At 58.2% G+C, this 16,158-nt stretch carries 15 protein-coding genes and 1 pseudogene; 2 read left to right on the top strand and 14 right to left on the bottom strand.

Going from position 1 to position 16,158, the window contains the following annotated elements:
- Positions 1 to 185 precede the first annotated feature (185 nt).
- The gene (locus Q2941_RS38710) at positions 186 to 500 is read left to right on the top strand and encodes a hypothetical protein (protein ID WP_458195775.1); all 315 of its coding nucleotides are present in this window, start codon (positions 186 to 188) and stop codon (positions 498 to 500) included.
- A 264-nt stretch (positions 501 to 764) separates the two neighbouring features.
- Here Q2941_RS38710 and fdxB read toward each other — a convergent pair whose 3' ends face one another.
- From fdxB to nifH, 9 genes are all read right to left on the bottom strand, one after another.
- On the bottom strand, positions 765 to 1,049 hold the full coding sequence (gene fdxB / locus Q2941_RS38705; protein ID WP_458195774.1) for a ferredoxin III, nif-specific: 285 nt from the start codon (positions 1,047 to 1,049) through the stop codon (positions 765 to 767).
- Between the two features lie 2 nt (positions 1,050 to 1,051).
- A complete protein-coding gene (locus Q2941_RS38700) occupies positions 1,052 to 1,261 on the bottom strand; it encodes a CCE_0567 family metalloprotein (protein WP_458195773.1) in 210 nt (69 codons plus the stop codon).
- Positions 1,262 to 1,269: 8 nt separating this feature from the next.
- On the bottom strand, positions 1,270 to 1,740 hold the full coding sequence (locus tag Q2941_RS38695; RefSeq protein WP_458195772.1) for a NifX-associated nitrogen fixation protein: 471 nt from the start codon (positions 1,738 to 1,740) through the stop codon (positions 1,270 to 1,272).
- Between the two features lie 11 nt (positions 1,741 to 1,751).
- Positions 1,752 to 2,147 (bottom strand): nitrogen fixation protein NifX, encoded by a 396-nt coding sequence (gene nifX / locus Q2941_RS38690; protein ID WP_458195771.1) that lies wholly within the window; start codon positions 2,145 to 2,147, stop codon positions 1,752 to 1,754.
- A gap of 22 nt (positions 2,148 to 2,169) precedes the next feature.
- Positions 2,170 to 3,552, bottom strand: coding sequence for a nitrogenase iron-molybdenum cofactor biosynthesis protein NifN (nifN, locus tag Q2941_RS38685; protein ID WP_458195770.1), 1,383 nt, complete (start codon positions 3,550 to 3,552; stop codon positions 2,170 to 2,172).
- Between the two features lie 23 nt (positions 3,553 to 3,575).
- Complete coding sequence (gene nifE / locus Q2941_RS38680; RefSeq protein WP_458195769.1) at positions 3,576 to 5,243, bottom strand: nitrogenase iron-molybdenum cofactor biosynthesis protein NifE; 1,668 nt, start codon at positions 5,241 to 5,243, stop codon at positions 3,576 to 3,578.
- Between the two features lie 113 nt (positions 5,244 to 5,356).
- Complete coding sequence (nifK, locus tag Q2941_RS38675; protein ID WP_458195768.1) at positions 5,357 to 6,916, bottom strand: nitrogenase molybdenum-iron protein subunit beta; 1,560 nt, start codon at positions 6,914 to 6,916, stop codon at positions 5,357 to 5,359.
- A gap of 46 nt (positions 6,917 to 6,962) precedes the next feature.
- Entirely contained in the window at positions 6,963 to 8,465 is a 1,503-nt protein-coding gene (gene nifD, locus Q2941_RS38670; protein ID WP_458195767.1) for a nitrogenase molybdenum-iron protein alpha chain, read from the bottom strand.
- A gap of 77 nt (positions 8,466 to 8,542) precedes the next feature.
- Entirely contained in the window at positions 8,543 to 9,433 is an 891-nt protein-coding gene (nifH, locus tag Q2941_RS38665; RefSeq protein ID WP_458195766.1) for a nitrogenase iron protein, read from the bottom strand.
- Positions 9,434 to 9,772: 339 nt separating this feature from the next.
- On the opposite strand from nifH, the gene Q2941_RS38660 reads away from it, so the two are divergent.
- Complete coding sequence (locus Q2941_RS38660) at positions 9,773 to 10,249, top strand: response regulator (RefSeq protein ID WP_458195765.1); 477 nt, start codon at positions 9,773 to 9,775, stop codon at positions 10,247 to 10,249.
- A gap of 282 nt (positions 10,250 to 10,531) precedes the next feature.
- On the opposite strand, the gene Q2941_RS38655 is transcribed toward Q2941_RS38660, so the two are convergent.
- The 5 genes and pseudogenes from Q2941_RS38655 to Q2941_RS38635 form a co-directional block, all read right to left on the bottom strand.
- A complete protein-coding gene (locus Q2941_RS38655; RefSeq protein WP_458195764.1) occupies positions 10,532 to 10,726 on the bottom strand; it encodes a 4Fe-4S binding protein in 195 nt (64 codons plus the stop codon).
- A gap of 440 nt (positions 10,727 to 11,166) precedes the next feature.
- Positions 11,167 to 11,958, bottom strand: coding sequence for an SDR family NAD(P)-dependent oxidoreductase (locus tag Q2941_RS38650; RefSeq protein WP_449384018.1), 792 nt, complete (start codon positions 11,956 to 11,958; stop codon positions 11,167 to 11,169).
- A gap of 1,263 nt (positions 11,959 to 13,221) precedes the next feature.
- A complete protein-coding gene (locus Q2941_RS38645; protein ID WP_458195763.1) occupies positions 13,222 to 14,253 on the bottom strand; it encodes a LacI family DNA-binding transcriptional regulator in 1,032 nt (343 codons plus the stop codon).
- Positions 14,254 to 15,192: 939 nt separating this feature from the next.
- Positions 15,193 to 15,582 (bottom strand): annotated as a pseudogene (locus Q2941_RS38640) (IS5/IS1182 family transposase); the annotation flags it as partial.
- 20 nt (positions 15,583 to 15,602) lie between these two features.
- Positions 15,603 to 16,158 (bottom strand): integrase core domain-containing protein (locus Q2941_RS38635; protein ID WP_458195762.1); only part of this gene is annotated, 556 nt, incomplete at its 5' end.

Here is a 16,158-nt window from a genome sequence, read left to right as displayed (position 1 = left end):
GCCCGATTTTGTGCTGCGATCCAAGGCAGATTCCCACATGGCGGATCTGCGCGAACGCGTTTCGCTTCGAGGAAGTTATCTCGTGGTCTGGTTGTAGCACCCCGCGCGGGAGTCGGCGCACGGTCTGGCGCAGCTCAGGGATTACAGAGACATATGTGGCTTGCCGAACAGGAGAGAGAATAGAGATGACCACGCTGGTCAAGAACACCCATGACGGCCGCAAGCTCGAAGTAGTGGGGCTCGCAATCATGCTTGGGGGCAAGCTCGAAGCTAACGAACTCATCCAGGTCGCGAACCATCCTTACCGCCGAGCGGTCCTGGCCGTAGTGCCCGAAGCCACCCATATGGCCGGCCGCGTCCCGCTGACGCGCGAGGAAGCGGAGATCGTTCTCGCAGCTTTCAACAAGGCCGAGGCCGATATGCTCGCCAATCCGGCAGCCATCCACGAGCGGTTTCGGATTGCTGCGATGATGAAGGCATGTGAACAAGGGATCGAGTAGCCGCGGTGAGGGGCCACAACTTGCTTGTCGTGCCCCCGAGGCTGGCATCAAGTATTCCAAGCGCCGAGCTCTCCGTCGCATGCCAAATCGCTCGGGCACAACCGCGATGACTTCGGAGAAATGACAGGACTAACTCGACTTGTTGTAACCCTAACGTCCGCGCCAGGAGGAACAATGGTACTCGCACTCTTGTTACATGGTCCGGCGCTAACAGCTGCAGAAAAACCCAGACATTTGCCGCTTCGCTGCTCGCAATGGCTCCGCTCAAGCAGCCGGAGCGTGGGTCTGGCAGTTGGTTGGACACACCCGGGCGCAGGCGCCGCAGCCGATGCACGCGCCGTCATCGCTTAGCACCATGACCTTTTTCTCGATCTCGTCATCGTCGTCTTCGAGGTCGATCATCTCGCCGTCCTCGTTGATGCCCTTCAGCATCATGACTTGGCGGCCGCACACCTTGTAGCAGCGGCCACAGCCGATGCACTTCTTGGGATCGATGCAAACCAGATACTCCGGCCTCCAGTCGCGACCATCTCGTGTTGCAAATGACATGGTCAGGATCCGTATGCTTTTTCTTTCGCCTTGAGATCCTCGCGCTTGCGCTCGAGCTCGTCGAAGGCATCGTGAACCTTTTGGGCAACGCTCGGGATCGAGGTCCAGTTGACCGGCAGTTCCTCCGCCAGGTCGTGGAGATCCATCTTTGCCTGGGTCGCCTTGGCCGAGAGCTTTTTGATCTCGGCCTTCAGTTCTTCAAGTTCGTTCATTCGTTACCTCAGTAATTCGCAACTTCCGGGAACCTGCGGACCATCTCAATTCCGCTGTCGACATATCTGTCACCTTCCGCGACGAGCTTCGAGAGACTTTCAAAACCGAAGCGATGCACGTCGCGCAGTTGCTTATTTACGACAATGAGCCGGCCGCCGATCAGCACGATGCGGCCAAAGCCTTCATGGTGCATTTTCAGCATCGGCGAGATCATCACGCCGGTCGCCTTCTCGATGGACACCGCCACGGCGTTGAAGAACAACTCCAACCGCCAGATCGTGTCCGGATCGGGATCGCCAACGATCGGCAAGGCACGGCGCTTTTCCCTATCGAGAACATAAGGCTCGAGCAGCTCGAGATCTTTCTTACCCTCCCAAGCGCCGTGGCCGTCCTCGGCGCGCCAGATCTTGACGAGCTCTCTCACAAAGGGCGCCTCCCCCGCGGGGTCAGGCTCGCTCAATTCAGCCGCCTCTGTCACAGTCGTTTCCCTCAGTCCTCGAAATCAAACGAGCGTTCGTGGGCCTTGGCGAGCACCTTGCGTAACCAGGGTGGCGGCGAGCCTTTCAAAACACCTTCGAGCTTGATACAGAGATCGTCGATCGCTTCAGGCTCGCTTACCTTCATCGGATGGATGTTATTTGCGACGACGCGCGCAGCGCCGGAGCCGCCGATCGCAGCAACGTAGAGAATGGCGCAGTCTTTGATGGCTTCGATCTTCGGCGCGAGCTTGTCCTCATTACCGTCCTCGCTAAGGTCGCCATCGAACTGAATAGCTTCGATCAGGCAATGCCCTTCGGGCTTGACGTCATAGATGGCGATGTTTTTTGCCCAGCCAAAATGTGCATCGACGCGCTTCAGATCCTGGGTGGCGAATGCGACTTTCATCTGCGTAATTCCTCTATTCGCGTCAATTCAACTGCGGCGGAACGACATGCAGACCCGGATCGGCGTTCCTCCAGGTTTCCGGCGTCGGCTGACGATTGTCCTCGCGGTCGGCAATGATCAGATTGGCGAGGTCAAAGATCAGCTCGCGCGTGCCGCGATAGCCGACCGTTACCTGGTGGCCTGCCCCGAGGCGATCGAACATCGGAAAGCCGGCACGGAAGAACGGAATGTTCAGCCGTGCTGCTGCTTGGCGGCCGTGCGAATGAGAGATCAGGAGATCGCAGTCATACGCCTTGGCAAGCTGCTCCAGATCTTCGAGATCCCCGATGAGGACCTCTTGAGCCTTGACGCGTTCGAGCACCGGAGATGCCGTCGTCGTAACCGCCGCGGTCACCTGCGCGCCCATCTCATAGAGCATGCTGGAGATATCGAACAAGAGGTCCGGCTCGGCCCCAATGGCGAGCTTTCGACCGCCGATATGGAAATGGGCATCCAGCATGGCGTCCGCGAGCTGGCCACGCTGCCGGCGATATTTTGCGGGCACCGGTTTGTCACTGATCTTGCTCAGGAAAGTGATGAATTCATCATTGGGGACGAGGCCACAGAGCCGCTCGAACAACCGGAACGGCACGCCCGTCCTCGCCTGCATCGCCTCGGCCGCGCGCCTCATCTGGGCGCCGATCCCGATCGTCCAGCCCGCCTGCCCCATCGTGGCGATCTCGTCGACCCCGATCCCGCCGATCGTGGTTGGTGTGAACTCATCGGGAATGTGACCATCGAGCGAACCGGCAATATCCGGCAGGAAGGACGCCTTTAGCCCAAAGTCCTCAAAGATCGTCCGCAGTTCGTCAAGATCGCCGGGGGTAAGATGGCAGCCAGGCAAGACATTGATGCGCGAGCAGTCACGCGGCGCAACCGCATCGGCAGGCTCGACAAGCACGTCGATCATTCGCGCGACGGTCTTTTCCCAGCCATCCTGAAATGCGTCCTTGAAATCCGGTGTCGAAACGTAGACGAGCGGGAATTTTTCGAGCTGCGGATGCTTCTGTCGAACAAGACGAATGAACGCCTCGACGTCGTCGCCCTTGGTCTCGGTAACACCGGTCGAATTGATACCAATAATTTCGGGCTTGGTGCGGTTGTAGATATTGAGAATCGCCTGCTCAACATTCTCATACCCGCCGAGCACGGTGGCAACCTCGCTCATCGCCGTGGTCTGCAGCGGCACCGCCTCCTTGAAATGGCGGACAAACAGGGTCAGGCCGAAGGACGTGCAGCCCTGAGAACCGTGCAAGAGGGGCATTGCGCCCCGAACGCCCAGGAAGGCGAAAGAGCCGCCGATCGGCTGGCTCATCTTGAGCGGATTAATCGAGCAGGCCTTATTGGAACTGCTAACAATAGCCATGGCCAGAAACCTGCCTTGCCGTCCTACTCCGCCGCCTGCTGCATGGACGCAGGCTTGTCCGCGTTAACGTCCTCGAAGGCTCGCTTGCTGGCGCCGCAGACGCCGGAAGCCTCGGTGTGCTGTGCGACGTCGTCGACTGCAGTCAAATAGTGAGGGACAACGCCATCCTGGATGACGCCGAGATCGACGGTTTCGCGACGGAAGGTTCTCTTAGCGCGATCGGCCTTTCCGGCGCGGCTCCGATTCGGAGCAACATCGGCGGTCGGCACATCCACCTGCACAAGCGCCTTACTTTGCCAGTTCATGTCCGGATCATCCCACGGCGCGGGCTTTCGGAGCTGATCCCACATCGGGTTGTAGAGCGCCTTGTCGATCTCTTCCATCAACTTCACGATTCCGAGATACCCCATATAGGCGTGGCAGCGCTCCTGATTGATGTCGAGCCATGGTGTCGCAGCCTTCAGAGCGACAAACTGCGACTTGCCACCGGAGAGCATGATGTCCGCTTTTGCTTCCTTGAGCATCTTGTACATTTCACGCGGCGTCAGATCCTCGATCATGTGGCCGTCATGGCCCATCAATTTGTGGATGCGCTCCTTGTCTTCCCTGGTCGATTTTTTTACAGAAGTGCCCACGATCTCGAGCCCCGCCTCCTGCAGAGCCGAGACGACCGACCACGATTTCACGCCGCCGGTGACGAGCAGCACCTTCTTGCCGGTAAGGCGTGGCTTGAAGCGCTCGATCGCAGCCGTGGCCTTTGCCTCCTCGCGTGCAATTACGGCGTCGGCGCGTTCCATCAACTCGCTCGGCGCGCCGCGCTCGATCAGCAGGCGCGCGATCTGGCCCAAAGATTCGCTCGTGTCCTGGATGCCATAGAATGATCCTTCAAAGAAGGGGATGCCGTAACGATCCCTCATCTTGCTCGCGACATTGATCAAGGACTTCGAGCACACCATCATCGCGGCGCGGGCCCGATGTGAGCAGGCAACCTCGCGATATTTGCCATCGCCGGAGATGCAGGACAGGATGCGAATACCGAGTTCGTCGAGCAGCGGCTTGATCTGCCAGAGTTCGCCGGATAGGTTGAATTCGCCGATGAGATTGATGTCGTAGGGCGTGGTGGAGTCGGGCTCTTGCGTGCCGATCACATATTCCAACAGAGCTTCGCCGGCGAGCTTGTTGCCAAGATTCTTCGAACCAACAAACCCCGGCGAATTGACAGGAATGACGGGCTTGCTGAATTTCGTCGCGGCGAACTTGCAGACCGCATTGATATCGTCACCGATCATGGCCGGCACGCAAGTCTGGTAGACAAAGATCGCCGAGGGATCATACTTCTCAATGATTTCCTTTATGGCTTTGTATAGCCGCTTCTCGCCACCGAACACGACATCAATCTCATGCATGTCGGTCGTGAAGCTCCTGCGCCAGAGATCACAGCCTGAGGAGACGGACCCGCGATTGTCCCAGGAATTTCCTTCGCACGCGATCGGGCCATGAACGAGATGGGCTACGTCGGTAAATGGCTGCAGCGCAATCTTGGCGCCATCAAAAGCGCAACCTCCGGCGGCCCCGCCCGGCTGCAGCTGCTTGGTGCAGCCTTTCTTGCGGGCAGCCTCCGATTTGTTGGCGTTCTTGACGCAGTCCGCCTGGTCGAAGACATTCTGGATGGTGGCCGACAGCGAAGTCACGGTTTTCTCCTTGCGCGGACGTTTTCCGGTGAGCACGGACGATGGCCCGGCTGGTGTTTACATCCCCACCTCACAGCCGCGACAAGCGGCTATGAGGCGGTCACTTGCCCGCATCAGCGGATAATGTCGAAGCTGTAGTCGGTTTTACCCACCGCGTTGGTATTCCTGTCGATCTCTTCAAAGATCCGATCGAGTATCTTCACCAGCACATTCATGCCCCCCTGATAACCCCAGACCGGATAGCGGTGATGATGGTGCCGATCGAACACGGGGAAGCCGATGCGGATCAGCGGTGTTCCGGTATCGCGCTCCAGATACTTGCCGTAGGTGTTGCCGATCAGAAAATCGACTGGCTCGGTGAACAGCAGCGAACGCATGTGCCAGAGATCCTTGCCGGGATAGGCGTGGCAGTCCTTGCCGAACTGCGAACTGGCGAATAGCGCCTCCATCTTGCCTTCCCAGGCCTTGTTGCCGTTGGTTGACAGGACGTGGGTTGGTTCGGCACCGAGCTCGAGCAGGAAGGCAGCCAGGCCATAGCAAAGGTCCGGATCGCCATAGATTGCGAACTTCTTACCGTGGATGTGCGCGCTGGAGTCTGCCATGGCGTCGACCAGACGACCGCGCTCCTGCTCCAGGACCTTTGGGATCTCCTTGCCAGTAATACGCGACAGCGTCATCAGGAAGTCGTCGGTCGCGCTGACACCGACCGGATGGTTAAACGCAACGACCTGCTGGCCATGCCCCTCGATGAACGGTAGCGTTTTCTCCGTACAATATTGCTGCATGGAGATGGTCGCCCTTGCGTGGATGGCGTCCGCGGTGTCCTTCAGTGTCGTGCCACCGTCATACATGCGGAACTCACCATCAGTGGGCGTGTCGAACACGTCACTGTTGTCCGCCAGGATCGTGTACCCAATCCCCATCAATTCGAAGATCCGCTTTATCTCGCGGATGTTGCCTACAGTGTAACCGTCGAAGCCGCCGATGAAGTTGATCTTCTCGTTCGGCTCGCGGTCGAGCTTGGGCTCAGATCCGGATTTGCCGTCCCAGAAATGTTCGATGATGCCTTTCAAAGCGTTATCATAGCCGGTGACATGGCTGCCGACGAAGGCGGGCGTATGAGCAAAGGGAACGTCGAACTCAGCCGGCACCGACCCCTTTTCCTTCGACGTCTTGATGAATGCGTTGAGATCGTCGCCAATCACTTCCGCCATGCAGGTGGTAGAAACCGCAATCATCTTCGGTTTGTACATATTGTAGCTGTTGGCTAGCCCGTCGATCATGTTATTGAGGCCACCGAATACGGCCGCGTCTTCGGTCATGGACGAGGAAACACAGGAGGTCGGCTCCTTGAAGTGCCGCGACAAGTGGCTCCGATAGTAGGCGACGCAGCCCTGTGAACCGTGCACGAAAGGCAACGTGCTCTCGAAGCCGACTGAGGCAAACACCGCACCTAGCGGCTGGCAGGCCTTGGCCGGATTGATGGTCAGTTCCTCACGCGCGAAGTTCTTCTCGCGATATTCGGGGGTTTTGGCCCATTCGCGGATACGCGCGACCTCGGCGGGATCATGCGCATTCTCAAAGAGCGCTCGTTTGTTGGCCAGCATCTGCTGGTATTCCGGACCTCGGAACAGCTCGAAATGATCGAGCACGTTTTCGGCATTCTGGGGCATCATGGCGTCCTTGTTGGATTCGTGTTCGATCTGTGACCCGGCTCGCTTATTCCGCTGCCATAAGGCTCGGACGCGGAGCGTCCTTCCACGGCGCCTTGGTCTTCTTCCAGATCGGGGAATTGATCGCCATGTCCATGTCGCGGGCGAAGATCGCGAACCCATCGTAGCCGTGATAAGGACCCGAATAGTCCCACGAGTGCATTTGCCGGAACGGCACGCCCATCTTCTGGAACACGTACTTCTCCTTGATGCCGGAACCAACGAGGTCGGGCTGTATCTTTTCGACGAAGCGCTCGAACTCGTAGCCAGTAACGTCGTCATATATCAATGTGCCGTCCTTGACGTAATGCTGGGCGGTACGCTGATAATCGTCGTTGTGACCGAATTCGTAGCCGGTCCCGATAACCTCCATACCGAGGTCTTCATAGGCACCAATCACGTGCCGAGGGCGTAAGCCACCAACGAAGAGCATCACGGATTTGCCTGCTAGGCGCGGCCGATACTTGGCGACGACGGCATCCATCAGGGGCTGGTATTTCGCGATGACGCTTTCAGCCCCCTCCTTGATCTTGTCGTCGAAGAAGCTCGCGATCTTGCGCAGCGACTCCGCGATCTTGGACGGGCCGAAGAAGTTGTACTCGCACCACGGAATGCCGAACTTCTCCTCCATGTGGCGAGAGATGTAGTTCATCGAGCGATAGCAGTGCAGGATGTTCAGCTTCGCCTTTGGCGTCGCCTCAAGCTCGGCGAGACTGCCGTCGCCTGACCACTGCGCAATCACGCGCAAGCCTATCTCCTCCAAGAGAATGCGAGAGGACCAGGCGTCGCCGCCGATGTTATAGTCGCCGATGATGGCAACGTCATAGGGCGTTGGTTCGAATCGCCGCTCTATCTCAGGGTTGATTTTGTCGAAAATCCAGTCGCGTACCGCGTCGTTGGCGATGTGGTGCCCGAGCGACTGAGACACGCCGCGGAAGCCTTCGCAGCGCACCGGCACGATAGTCTTGCCGTCATACTCCTTCGACTTTACTCTCGACACCGCCTCAATGTCATCGCCAATCAGACCGATCGGGCATTCCGACTGGATGGTGATTCCGCGGTTGAGCGGAAATAGATCCTGGATCTCGTCGATGACCTTGGTGAGCTTCTTGTCGCCGCCGAAGACAATGTCCTTCTCCTGGAAGTCGGAGGTGAACTGCATAGTCCCAAAGGTATCGATGCCGGTGGTGCCGACATAATAATTGCGCCGCGATCCCCAGGAATATTGGCCGCAACCGACCGGACCATGGCTGATGTGGATCATGTCCTTGATCGGACCCCACACCACGCCCTTGGAGCCGGCATAGGCACAGCCTCGAATGGTCATCACGCCTGGGATCGATTTGAGATTCGATTTGACACCGCAGTCGGACTTACCGGCCTCGTGCACATTAAGGTGCTTGGCACGCCGTTTGGCGGTCTTCTCGGGGTAGACTTTCAAGACTTCGCTAATCAGATCCTTGTTGCGGGCCTTAATCTCTGCAACGCTCTGGGTGGATGCCAGGCTCATACGAATATCCCTTCCAATTGTCCTGTGCGCGTTAGGGGCCGACGCTTTCTCGACGCACGCCGAATGTGAGGTCTGCGTTACGCCGACAGCGCGGCGAGCTCGGAAGCAGTCTTGCCGACCTGACTTTCGTCGATCGGCTTCATGATGCCGTGCTCCATCAGCATGTCCTCAAGCTCGTCCATGCTGATCGGGGTCGGGATGATGCCCTTGCCGCCATTGTTGTGGATCTTGGTCGCGAGATTGCGATAGTGGTCCGCCTGCTTGGAGTCCGGCGCATATTCCAGCACCGTCATGCGCCGTAGCTCGGCATGCTGGACGACGTTGTCGCGGGGCACAAAGTGGATCAGCTGGGTGCCGAGCTTCTTGGCGAGTGCTTCCGCCAGCTCCAGCTCCTTGTCGGTCTGCCGCTCGTTGCAGATCAGGCCACCGAGCCGCACGCCACCTGAATTGGCATACTTCAGAATGCCCTTGGAGATGTTGTTGGCGGCGTACATCGCCATCATCTCGCCGGACATGACGATGTAGATCTCCTGCGCTTTGTTCTCGCGTATCGGCATCGCAAAGCCGCCGCAGACGACGTCGCCGAGCACGTCGTATGACACGTAATCGATGTCCTCGTAGGCGCCGTTCTCTTCGAGGAAGTTGATCGAGGTGATGACACCACGGCCGGCGCACCCGACACCTGGCTCCGGACCACCGGATTCGACGCAGCGAATATCCTTGTAGCCGACCTTCAAGACGTCCTCGAGCTCGAGGTCCTCGACGCTGCCGGCGTTCGCCGCGAGACTCAAGATCGTGTCCTGTGCCTTGGCGTGCAGGATCAGACGGGTCGAGTCCGCCTTCGGGTCGCAGCCGACGATCAGGATCTTGTGACCCAGCTCGGCCAGTGCTGCGAGCGTATTTTGCGACGTCGTCGACTTGCCGATACCACCCTTGCCGTAAAACGCGATTTGTCTCAGTGAAGACATGTTGCTCTCCGTCAACCGATTGATGATCTGCGGACTGCGCTCTCTCTGATCCCATCGCCTGGCCCGCCGCGTTCGCAGTTCGGTGAGATACAAAGGCGACAGCCAAGCCCTTGCGTAACGACTTTTGCAACCAGCGTGCCAGCGCCGGCTCGGGGCGAAAAATGGTGTCAATAGAGATAGATAATGGTGGTGCAGATGGGCATTGTTGCAAGTCTGACATCGGCAAGTTTTGACTGAGCGGTCACACACGACTGTCAGAAACAAGGCAATGCTTGCTTTGTCCGACTAGCGAAATCGGTAGTTTTCCTTTTCGGCACGCCAAGGTACGGAGCTTGCTCGATGTGTATCAATCAATACACCGAGGGTATCATGCACTTGGCGACCGAGGTTGATGCGAGCCGAGACCGTCCGACCGTCTTCCTGATCGAGCGCGAACAGGTGGTGCGTTCCGCGCTCAACTACATTCTACGCGAACGCTATCAGACACATGCTTTTTCCGCTGTGAAAGAGGCCATGACGTGTCCCATAACAGCTCCCGACGCGATGTTGCTGGGTATTGCTATCCTGCGGGAGCAGGGCGATGCGGTCCTGGCAGACCTTGGCAACGTCTTTGCGCGTGCTAAGATCCTGCTCATCGCGGAACGGAATTCCGATCCTATGGTACGGGCCGGCCTTGAACGGGGCGCACACGGCGTCATCCGCAAGCCAATCTCCTACGATTCCGTCTGCAGTGCCGTCAGCATAGCTCTCGGTGCATCGGTCGTTCCTGACAAGCCATCCCGTCTCATTCGTATCGCGTTCGATAGGAGCTTCTAGCCCAACCTTCGATTGGCCAAATTGCTTCGACCTGCGCCCTCTCGGGATGGTCGCGGATGGCTTCCAAGATCGGCAGGAACAATCGCGCACGCCTATTCAGCTCCGGCTGGCAGTCCTGGATACGGACAGCGAGCTGAAATTCGCCCTTGGGATAATCGACGCGCCCCGGGTGGGCTCAATCATGGCCAGCCAGCGACAATGGGCGTCAAGTCGCCAGCCAGCGCGCATGCGCCGACAATTCTTCGACTGAGCCCGTCGGCGGCGACATCTTCTTTGACATCTTCAGGCGGGGACGCATGTGTCCTCAACTGGACAGACGACCGCACATTGCGGCGTATCGCAATGTCCCTCGCACTCTGTGCACTTTTTCGGATCGATCACATAAATGTCGCGCTTTAGGCTGATCGCGCCGTTCGGACACTCGAACTCACATGCACCGCAAACCGAGCATTGCGAGGCGACGATCTTGTAAGCCATGGATTGCGACTCCTAGGAGTTAAATGATGCCGTTGGATATCGCCTTTCAAGCCGCGTGCCACATTCCAGACACTTGAAATCCCGATATCACATGCGGCTGCCACGGTCGTCGTGAGCCATACAGCACTGGTGCCCCCACCGGAAATGTCTGACCCCAAGAGCGAAAGTCTTGAGCCCGCACCCGATCTGCGCGATGCCACGACGAATTAGCGTGACCTCTCGAACCCGCGCGGGTCTTCGGGTACGCCTGACCTGGTGTGGACCCGCGCAAGCGCGACGACCTTGGCCCCCATTTCGGACTCCGCACCACTGTGCGTTATGTAGACAGTCATACCCACGCTGTCGACTTACCGACAACGGCTTCGTCGCTTTCGCCCAGTTTCTAGCGGATATCTCCAATTAACCTCACGCGACTTATCGACGTCATCCGCGCCGCAACATCACACGTGCTGTCCGCCATTGATCGGCACTTCCGCACCAGTGACGTAGCTCGCCGCGCTCGAGCAGAGGAAGAAAATAACCTTCGCAACCTCGTCCGGCGTGCCGACACGGTGTAGCGGTATAATCGGCGCCAACTTTGCCTCGGTTTCCGGCGACAGGATATCGGTCTTGATCTCGCCCGGCGCAATTGCATTGACCCGAATTCCAAATGGAGCGTAGTCATGCGCCATCTCGCGCGTGAGGCAGGCGAGCGCTGCCTTGGAGGTCGCATAGGCAGTACCGGCGAACGGATGCACGCGACTGCCGACAATTGACGTGACATTGACGATCGATCCGGATGCCACTTTCAATTCTTCGAACAGGCCTTGAGCAAGTAGAATAGGCGCGACCAGGTTGACGTGAAACACGCTCATCCAGGTTTCGATGGATGTTGTTAGGGAGTTCAATCGACTGCCGTCGGGCGCCTTTGGGGAGATGCCGGCATTATTGACCAGCGCGTGAATCGGCTCTCCGTTGAGCCTCTGCTTGATTTCGGTGATCGCGCCCGGCAACGCGCGATGATCGCTCAATTCTACCTGGACGTGGTTATTGATGCCCGACTCCCAGGGACATCGACTGCGATCAAAAGGCTGCCTGGAACAGGAGATGACTCGCCATCCAGCTTCCGAGAACAATCTACCCGTCGCATGACCAATGCCGCGCGAGGCGCCGGTTAGTACAAGCGTCTTCCCCTCGCCACCTCGTGCACGCGACCTATCGTCGTGAAACGGACAGAGCGCGAGATCCGGCACAGGGGTTGGATTAACAACACCGTCTCCATCTAATCCATGAAGGGGCAAGCGAGCTCCTTGAGACTTGGTGAGATACGCAACGTCGCCACCGTTGCAAGAAAGTTTGCAACAATTAGGCCAGTGCAGGTAGATGCACGATAAGATTCTCCGGATGTCGGCTTTTGCGACGTCATCACCGGATTGGAGCAAGAGCTTATCGTCCTTCAATCCGCATCCTGTGCTGAAAACGGCGCGCTTGGCAGCGGACCTCACGAGCTGCGTTCTCTCTGGAGGTCCTTACATAGTCGCTGTGCTGCTTGAGACGCCCGTCAAGGCGCACCAACCGCCCTACAACAACGATATTTTGCGAAGGGGCTTTCACGCATCGCAGCTCACGAAGCCAACCGAGGCGCCCGGCGCACTTTCGCCATCCGTAAAATGCGCCGGGTCCCGCCTCTGCACCATCAGTACATCCGTGATGATGCTGCTCTGACTGACGCGAGTAGCGTGGCGAAACTGAGGCCATTGGGAGCGGTGCTACAGCGCCACAACATAATTTACGCAAGCGGTTCGAACGAGCTTGAATCGCACGTAGCGTGAGTTTGTATGATCTCTGATTCCGCGTTTGCACGCCAATACGACCGGCTAGTTATACCGACGCGAGAGAGCGGCCAGGAGGGCCGCCATCCTCTCCCACGCCTTAGATACACAGCCCCCCGGTAAACCAGAACTCCATTCGATTGTCGCGCATGCGCGTTCTGATGGACTATCATACGCAAGCGAAGTCACTGGACGATTCCAGCGTTGCAAGCAGAACTCCCGTGGCCACTTTAGCGACGATAAATCCCCTGCAACTCAGCGCAGTCTCCTAAGATCACCCGAAGCTCGCTTAAGAAGCCGCCAATTCAGTTCGACATGGCGCTTGCTTCGTACGACGCAGAATCGCCCAGTGCGCATCCGACGTAGATCGCAGCTTGATAGAATTATTCCGACGGCCATCGCTTGAGCTGGATTTTCATCGGATATCCGTAGGAGCGTGATTAGGGCCCCGATCCAGAAGGCAGTGAACACCATGACAACGTCGTCTTCGACCAAGACCGAGACGGCTATCCTCAGTTCACTTCATTGTCGTCGTCCGACAGCCCGCTTTAGTCTTCGCCGATTTCCTCGGCGGACCGGTGATGGCGGGCGAGGCAATTGACCGCGTCGATGTACACGATCGAGCAGTCCCCAGATCATTCATGAATTTCCACGAGAGCAACGGGGCGATGGATTCCTTCTTCCTTAAGCCCATAGGCTCTCTGGGGTGAGAATCTCGAACGGCACGATCCGCTGCTCGATTGACGCTGTGTCTCGACACTCGACCAAGCGCAACATCACATCAATCAGCTCCTGGGGCATCTTGTCCAGGGGATGGCATATGGATGCGGTAATCAGTCCTTCGTTCATTCCTTTGCGTGTTTCAGGTCCTACATCCCTGCAGACGATGCGGATTTTCCGCCGTCGTTCGACAGGCAGCTCGCGCACCGCGCGTAAGACGCCCGAAATACCTCCGTCATTGACGAAGACGCCTCTGAGGTCCGGATTTTTGTCAATCAGTTTGCGGACGACTCCATGGTCGTTCCCGTGCTCTTCCTGAATCAGTAGTGTGTCGCTTACGTCAAAGTCCGGGGCATGCTCGCGCATGTAGGAGCGGAAACTTGCGGCTGAAATCTCCTCGCACTGATAGCGGTTTCCGCCGATCAGGGGAACTACCTTGCCTAACTCGCGGACCGTCTGCTTGATGAACCAAGCCGCTGTTCGACCGGCCATCCAGTTGTCAGTTCCCACAAAGCCTGCCCGGCTCGCGGCAGAGAGGTCAGTAACGTAGGCGACGACCGGAACGCCTATGGCCCGCAATTCGTCGATCGCCTGACTGACCAGCGGATGGTCGGCGGTGATGATAGCGACGGCGTCGCTTTGTTTCCCAAGGCTCAGGAGATTGGTAGCAACGGCTTCCGGGGCCAGGTCGTCCTCGAAGAGCACGTTCGCCTTGATAACGGTATCGGTGCGCCGAGATGCGGCGGCGACGATTCCCGCGGCCCACACCTGGTAGAGCGGCCGGTGCGACTGTTGCATGAGAAAGCCAAGCCTCCGGTGAGGCTTCATGCGCTTGCGCAGCGTGCCCAAGCCGTAAAAGCCAATTTTCTCTGCTGTTTCCGCGATACGCTCGGCGGTTTCGGAGCGCACCGTGGCGCCACCATGCAGGAGCCGATTTACCGTCGACACACTCACGCCGGCTCCCTGCGCCAAGTCGGCGATCGTTGGCCGTTTCATCGCTATCTCCTGGATGCGTCATCAGTGGCCGTTGTCAGCGAGTGACCCATTCCGCGCAAGCGTCTCTCCTCGGAGGCGTCCTCGCGATGTGCGAAGTGATGTAGAGACTGCCTCCGCATTTGCGTACGAGCAACACGCGTCGAGCCGCCTGGTTGATAGTCCTTGCGAGCAACGGCGGCGCGGCGGTCACGAACTTGGCAAGTGGACTTGCGCTACGATCGCTTACAAAGGTGGGAGCGAGGGTGACTGACATGGTTCGGCGTGCCCGAGTACGAGCGCTCATCAACGCGTAAGCGCGGGACTTACTGCTCCCACGAGCCTGCTGCGGATTCGATGTACACATCCGATCTACGACGAGCGAGCTGTCGAACGCCCCTTCCGTTACCCATCCTTCGGCTTATCAGCCGTTGGTATCCGGTCGCCGGAATCCGGAGAATGCACATTTGTGGTCACATCAAGCACGCAAGGTAGGTAGCGGTCACGACGCCGAAAACGTAATTCTAGGGCGGCATAGGCGCATCCGAAGCTGGCAAAGAAGATGGAAAACAAAATGAAGAGGAGTGGAGCGCTTTCCTCTCTCCACATGCACTGTGAGAACGCCATATATTGCGGCCACCTTTGGTCAGGTCGGAAGGACCTACGATATAGTCTACAATCTGACGTTACGTGCGATTCAAGCACCGTCGGCCGCTGCGTGAGAATTCTGCAAGAGCTGAGCTTTGGCTCACTGGGGCCGCCTAAGGAAGCGCTGCCAGAAATGCACTGTCGATATCTAGTGGACACGCCTCACTTTCTTCCTGACCAACTAAGCCAGGAGTCTCAGCTATCCATTCTGCTCCTGCATCGGCTTCTCACGGTCTAACTCGTCAGGTCCGAGCGCGTGGTGCTATCGCGGCGTCGACTGGATCTTGTTTGCTCAACATATTGACTAGTCGGCCGTTAACAAGCCGGATTGAGCTGGGCCTGGCAAGCGAGCGTTCGCCATGGCAACAGGAACAGGCGCAACAATTCCCTGAGCCAGGCGAGGATGCGGCGCAAGTTGTGGCCGACGGCTGAGAGAATGACGTTGGCGGCGTCGCCGGCGCGGCCTTTGAGGTAGCAGCGACCGAGATGACCTTCTGCTTTCATGTGTCCGATGATGGGATCGATGGCGGAACGGCGGCGCAGCTCGCGCTTGATGATACCGAAGACGCCGCGCTTCTGGCCAGAGATGAAGACGCGACGGGGATTTTGCGCGTCGTGACCGCGGTACCCCTTGTCGACATAGGCCCGCTCGATCGGACAGCCAGTGAGTGTCTCGGTGCGGTCGATGACGTTGCGCAAGGTGTGACTGACCTGCCACTGAATTTTCATCCAGCAGCGGTTAGAGTCTCGGGGTTTTGTACGCCAAGTGGCGCGGGTGGAGCAACGGACGATCGGCGGAGCTGGTCGGGGTTGCGCAGCCGATCGTCCGTTGCGGTGAGGTGGGCGGCATAGGCCGCGGGGGTCAGGTATTTCAGCGACGAGTGAGGCCGCCGGATATTGTAGTCGGCGACCCAGCTGGTGATCTTGGCGCGGGCGTCATCCAGATCGAAGAACAGGGTCTCGTTGAGCAGTTCATCGCGCATCCGGCCATTAAAACTCTCGATGAAGCCGTTCTGCATCGGCTTTCCCGGCGCGATAAAGTGCCAATCGATGACCGTGTCCTTGCTCCAGGCGAGCATGGCGTTGCAGGTGAATTCGGTGCCATGGTCGGACACGATCATTCCTGGCTTGCCGCGTCGCTCGACAATTGCCGTCAGTTCGCGGGCGACGCGCCGTCCTGAGATCGACGTCTCCGGAATGGCGCCCAGGCATTCCTTAGTGACGTCGTCGACGATGTTGAGAATGCGGAAGCGCCGGCCGTTGGCGAACTGGTCGTGGACG

It is taken from the genome of Bradyrhizobium sp. UFLA05-153 (genome assembly GCF_054185185.1).
Note: the sequence above shows the minus strand (reverse complement) of the source record. Positions and strands in the feature narration are given on the sequence as shown.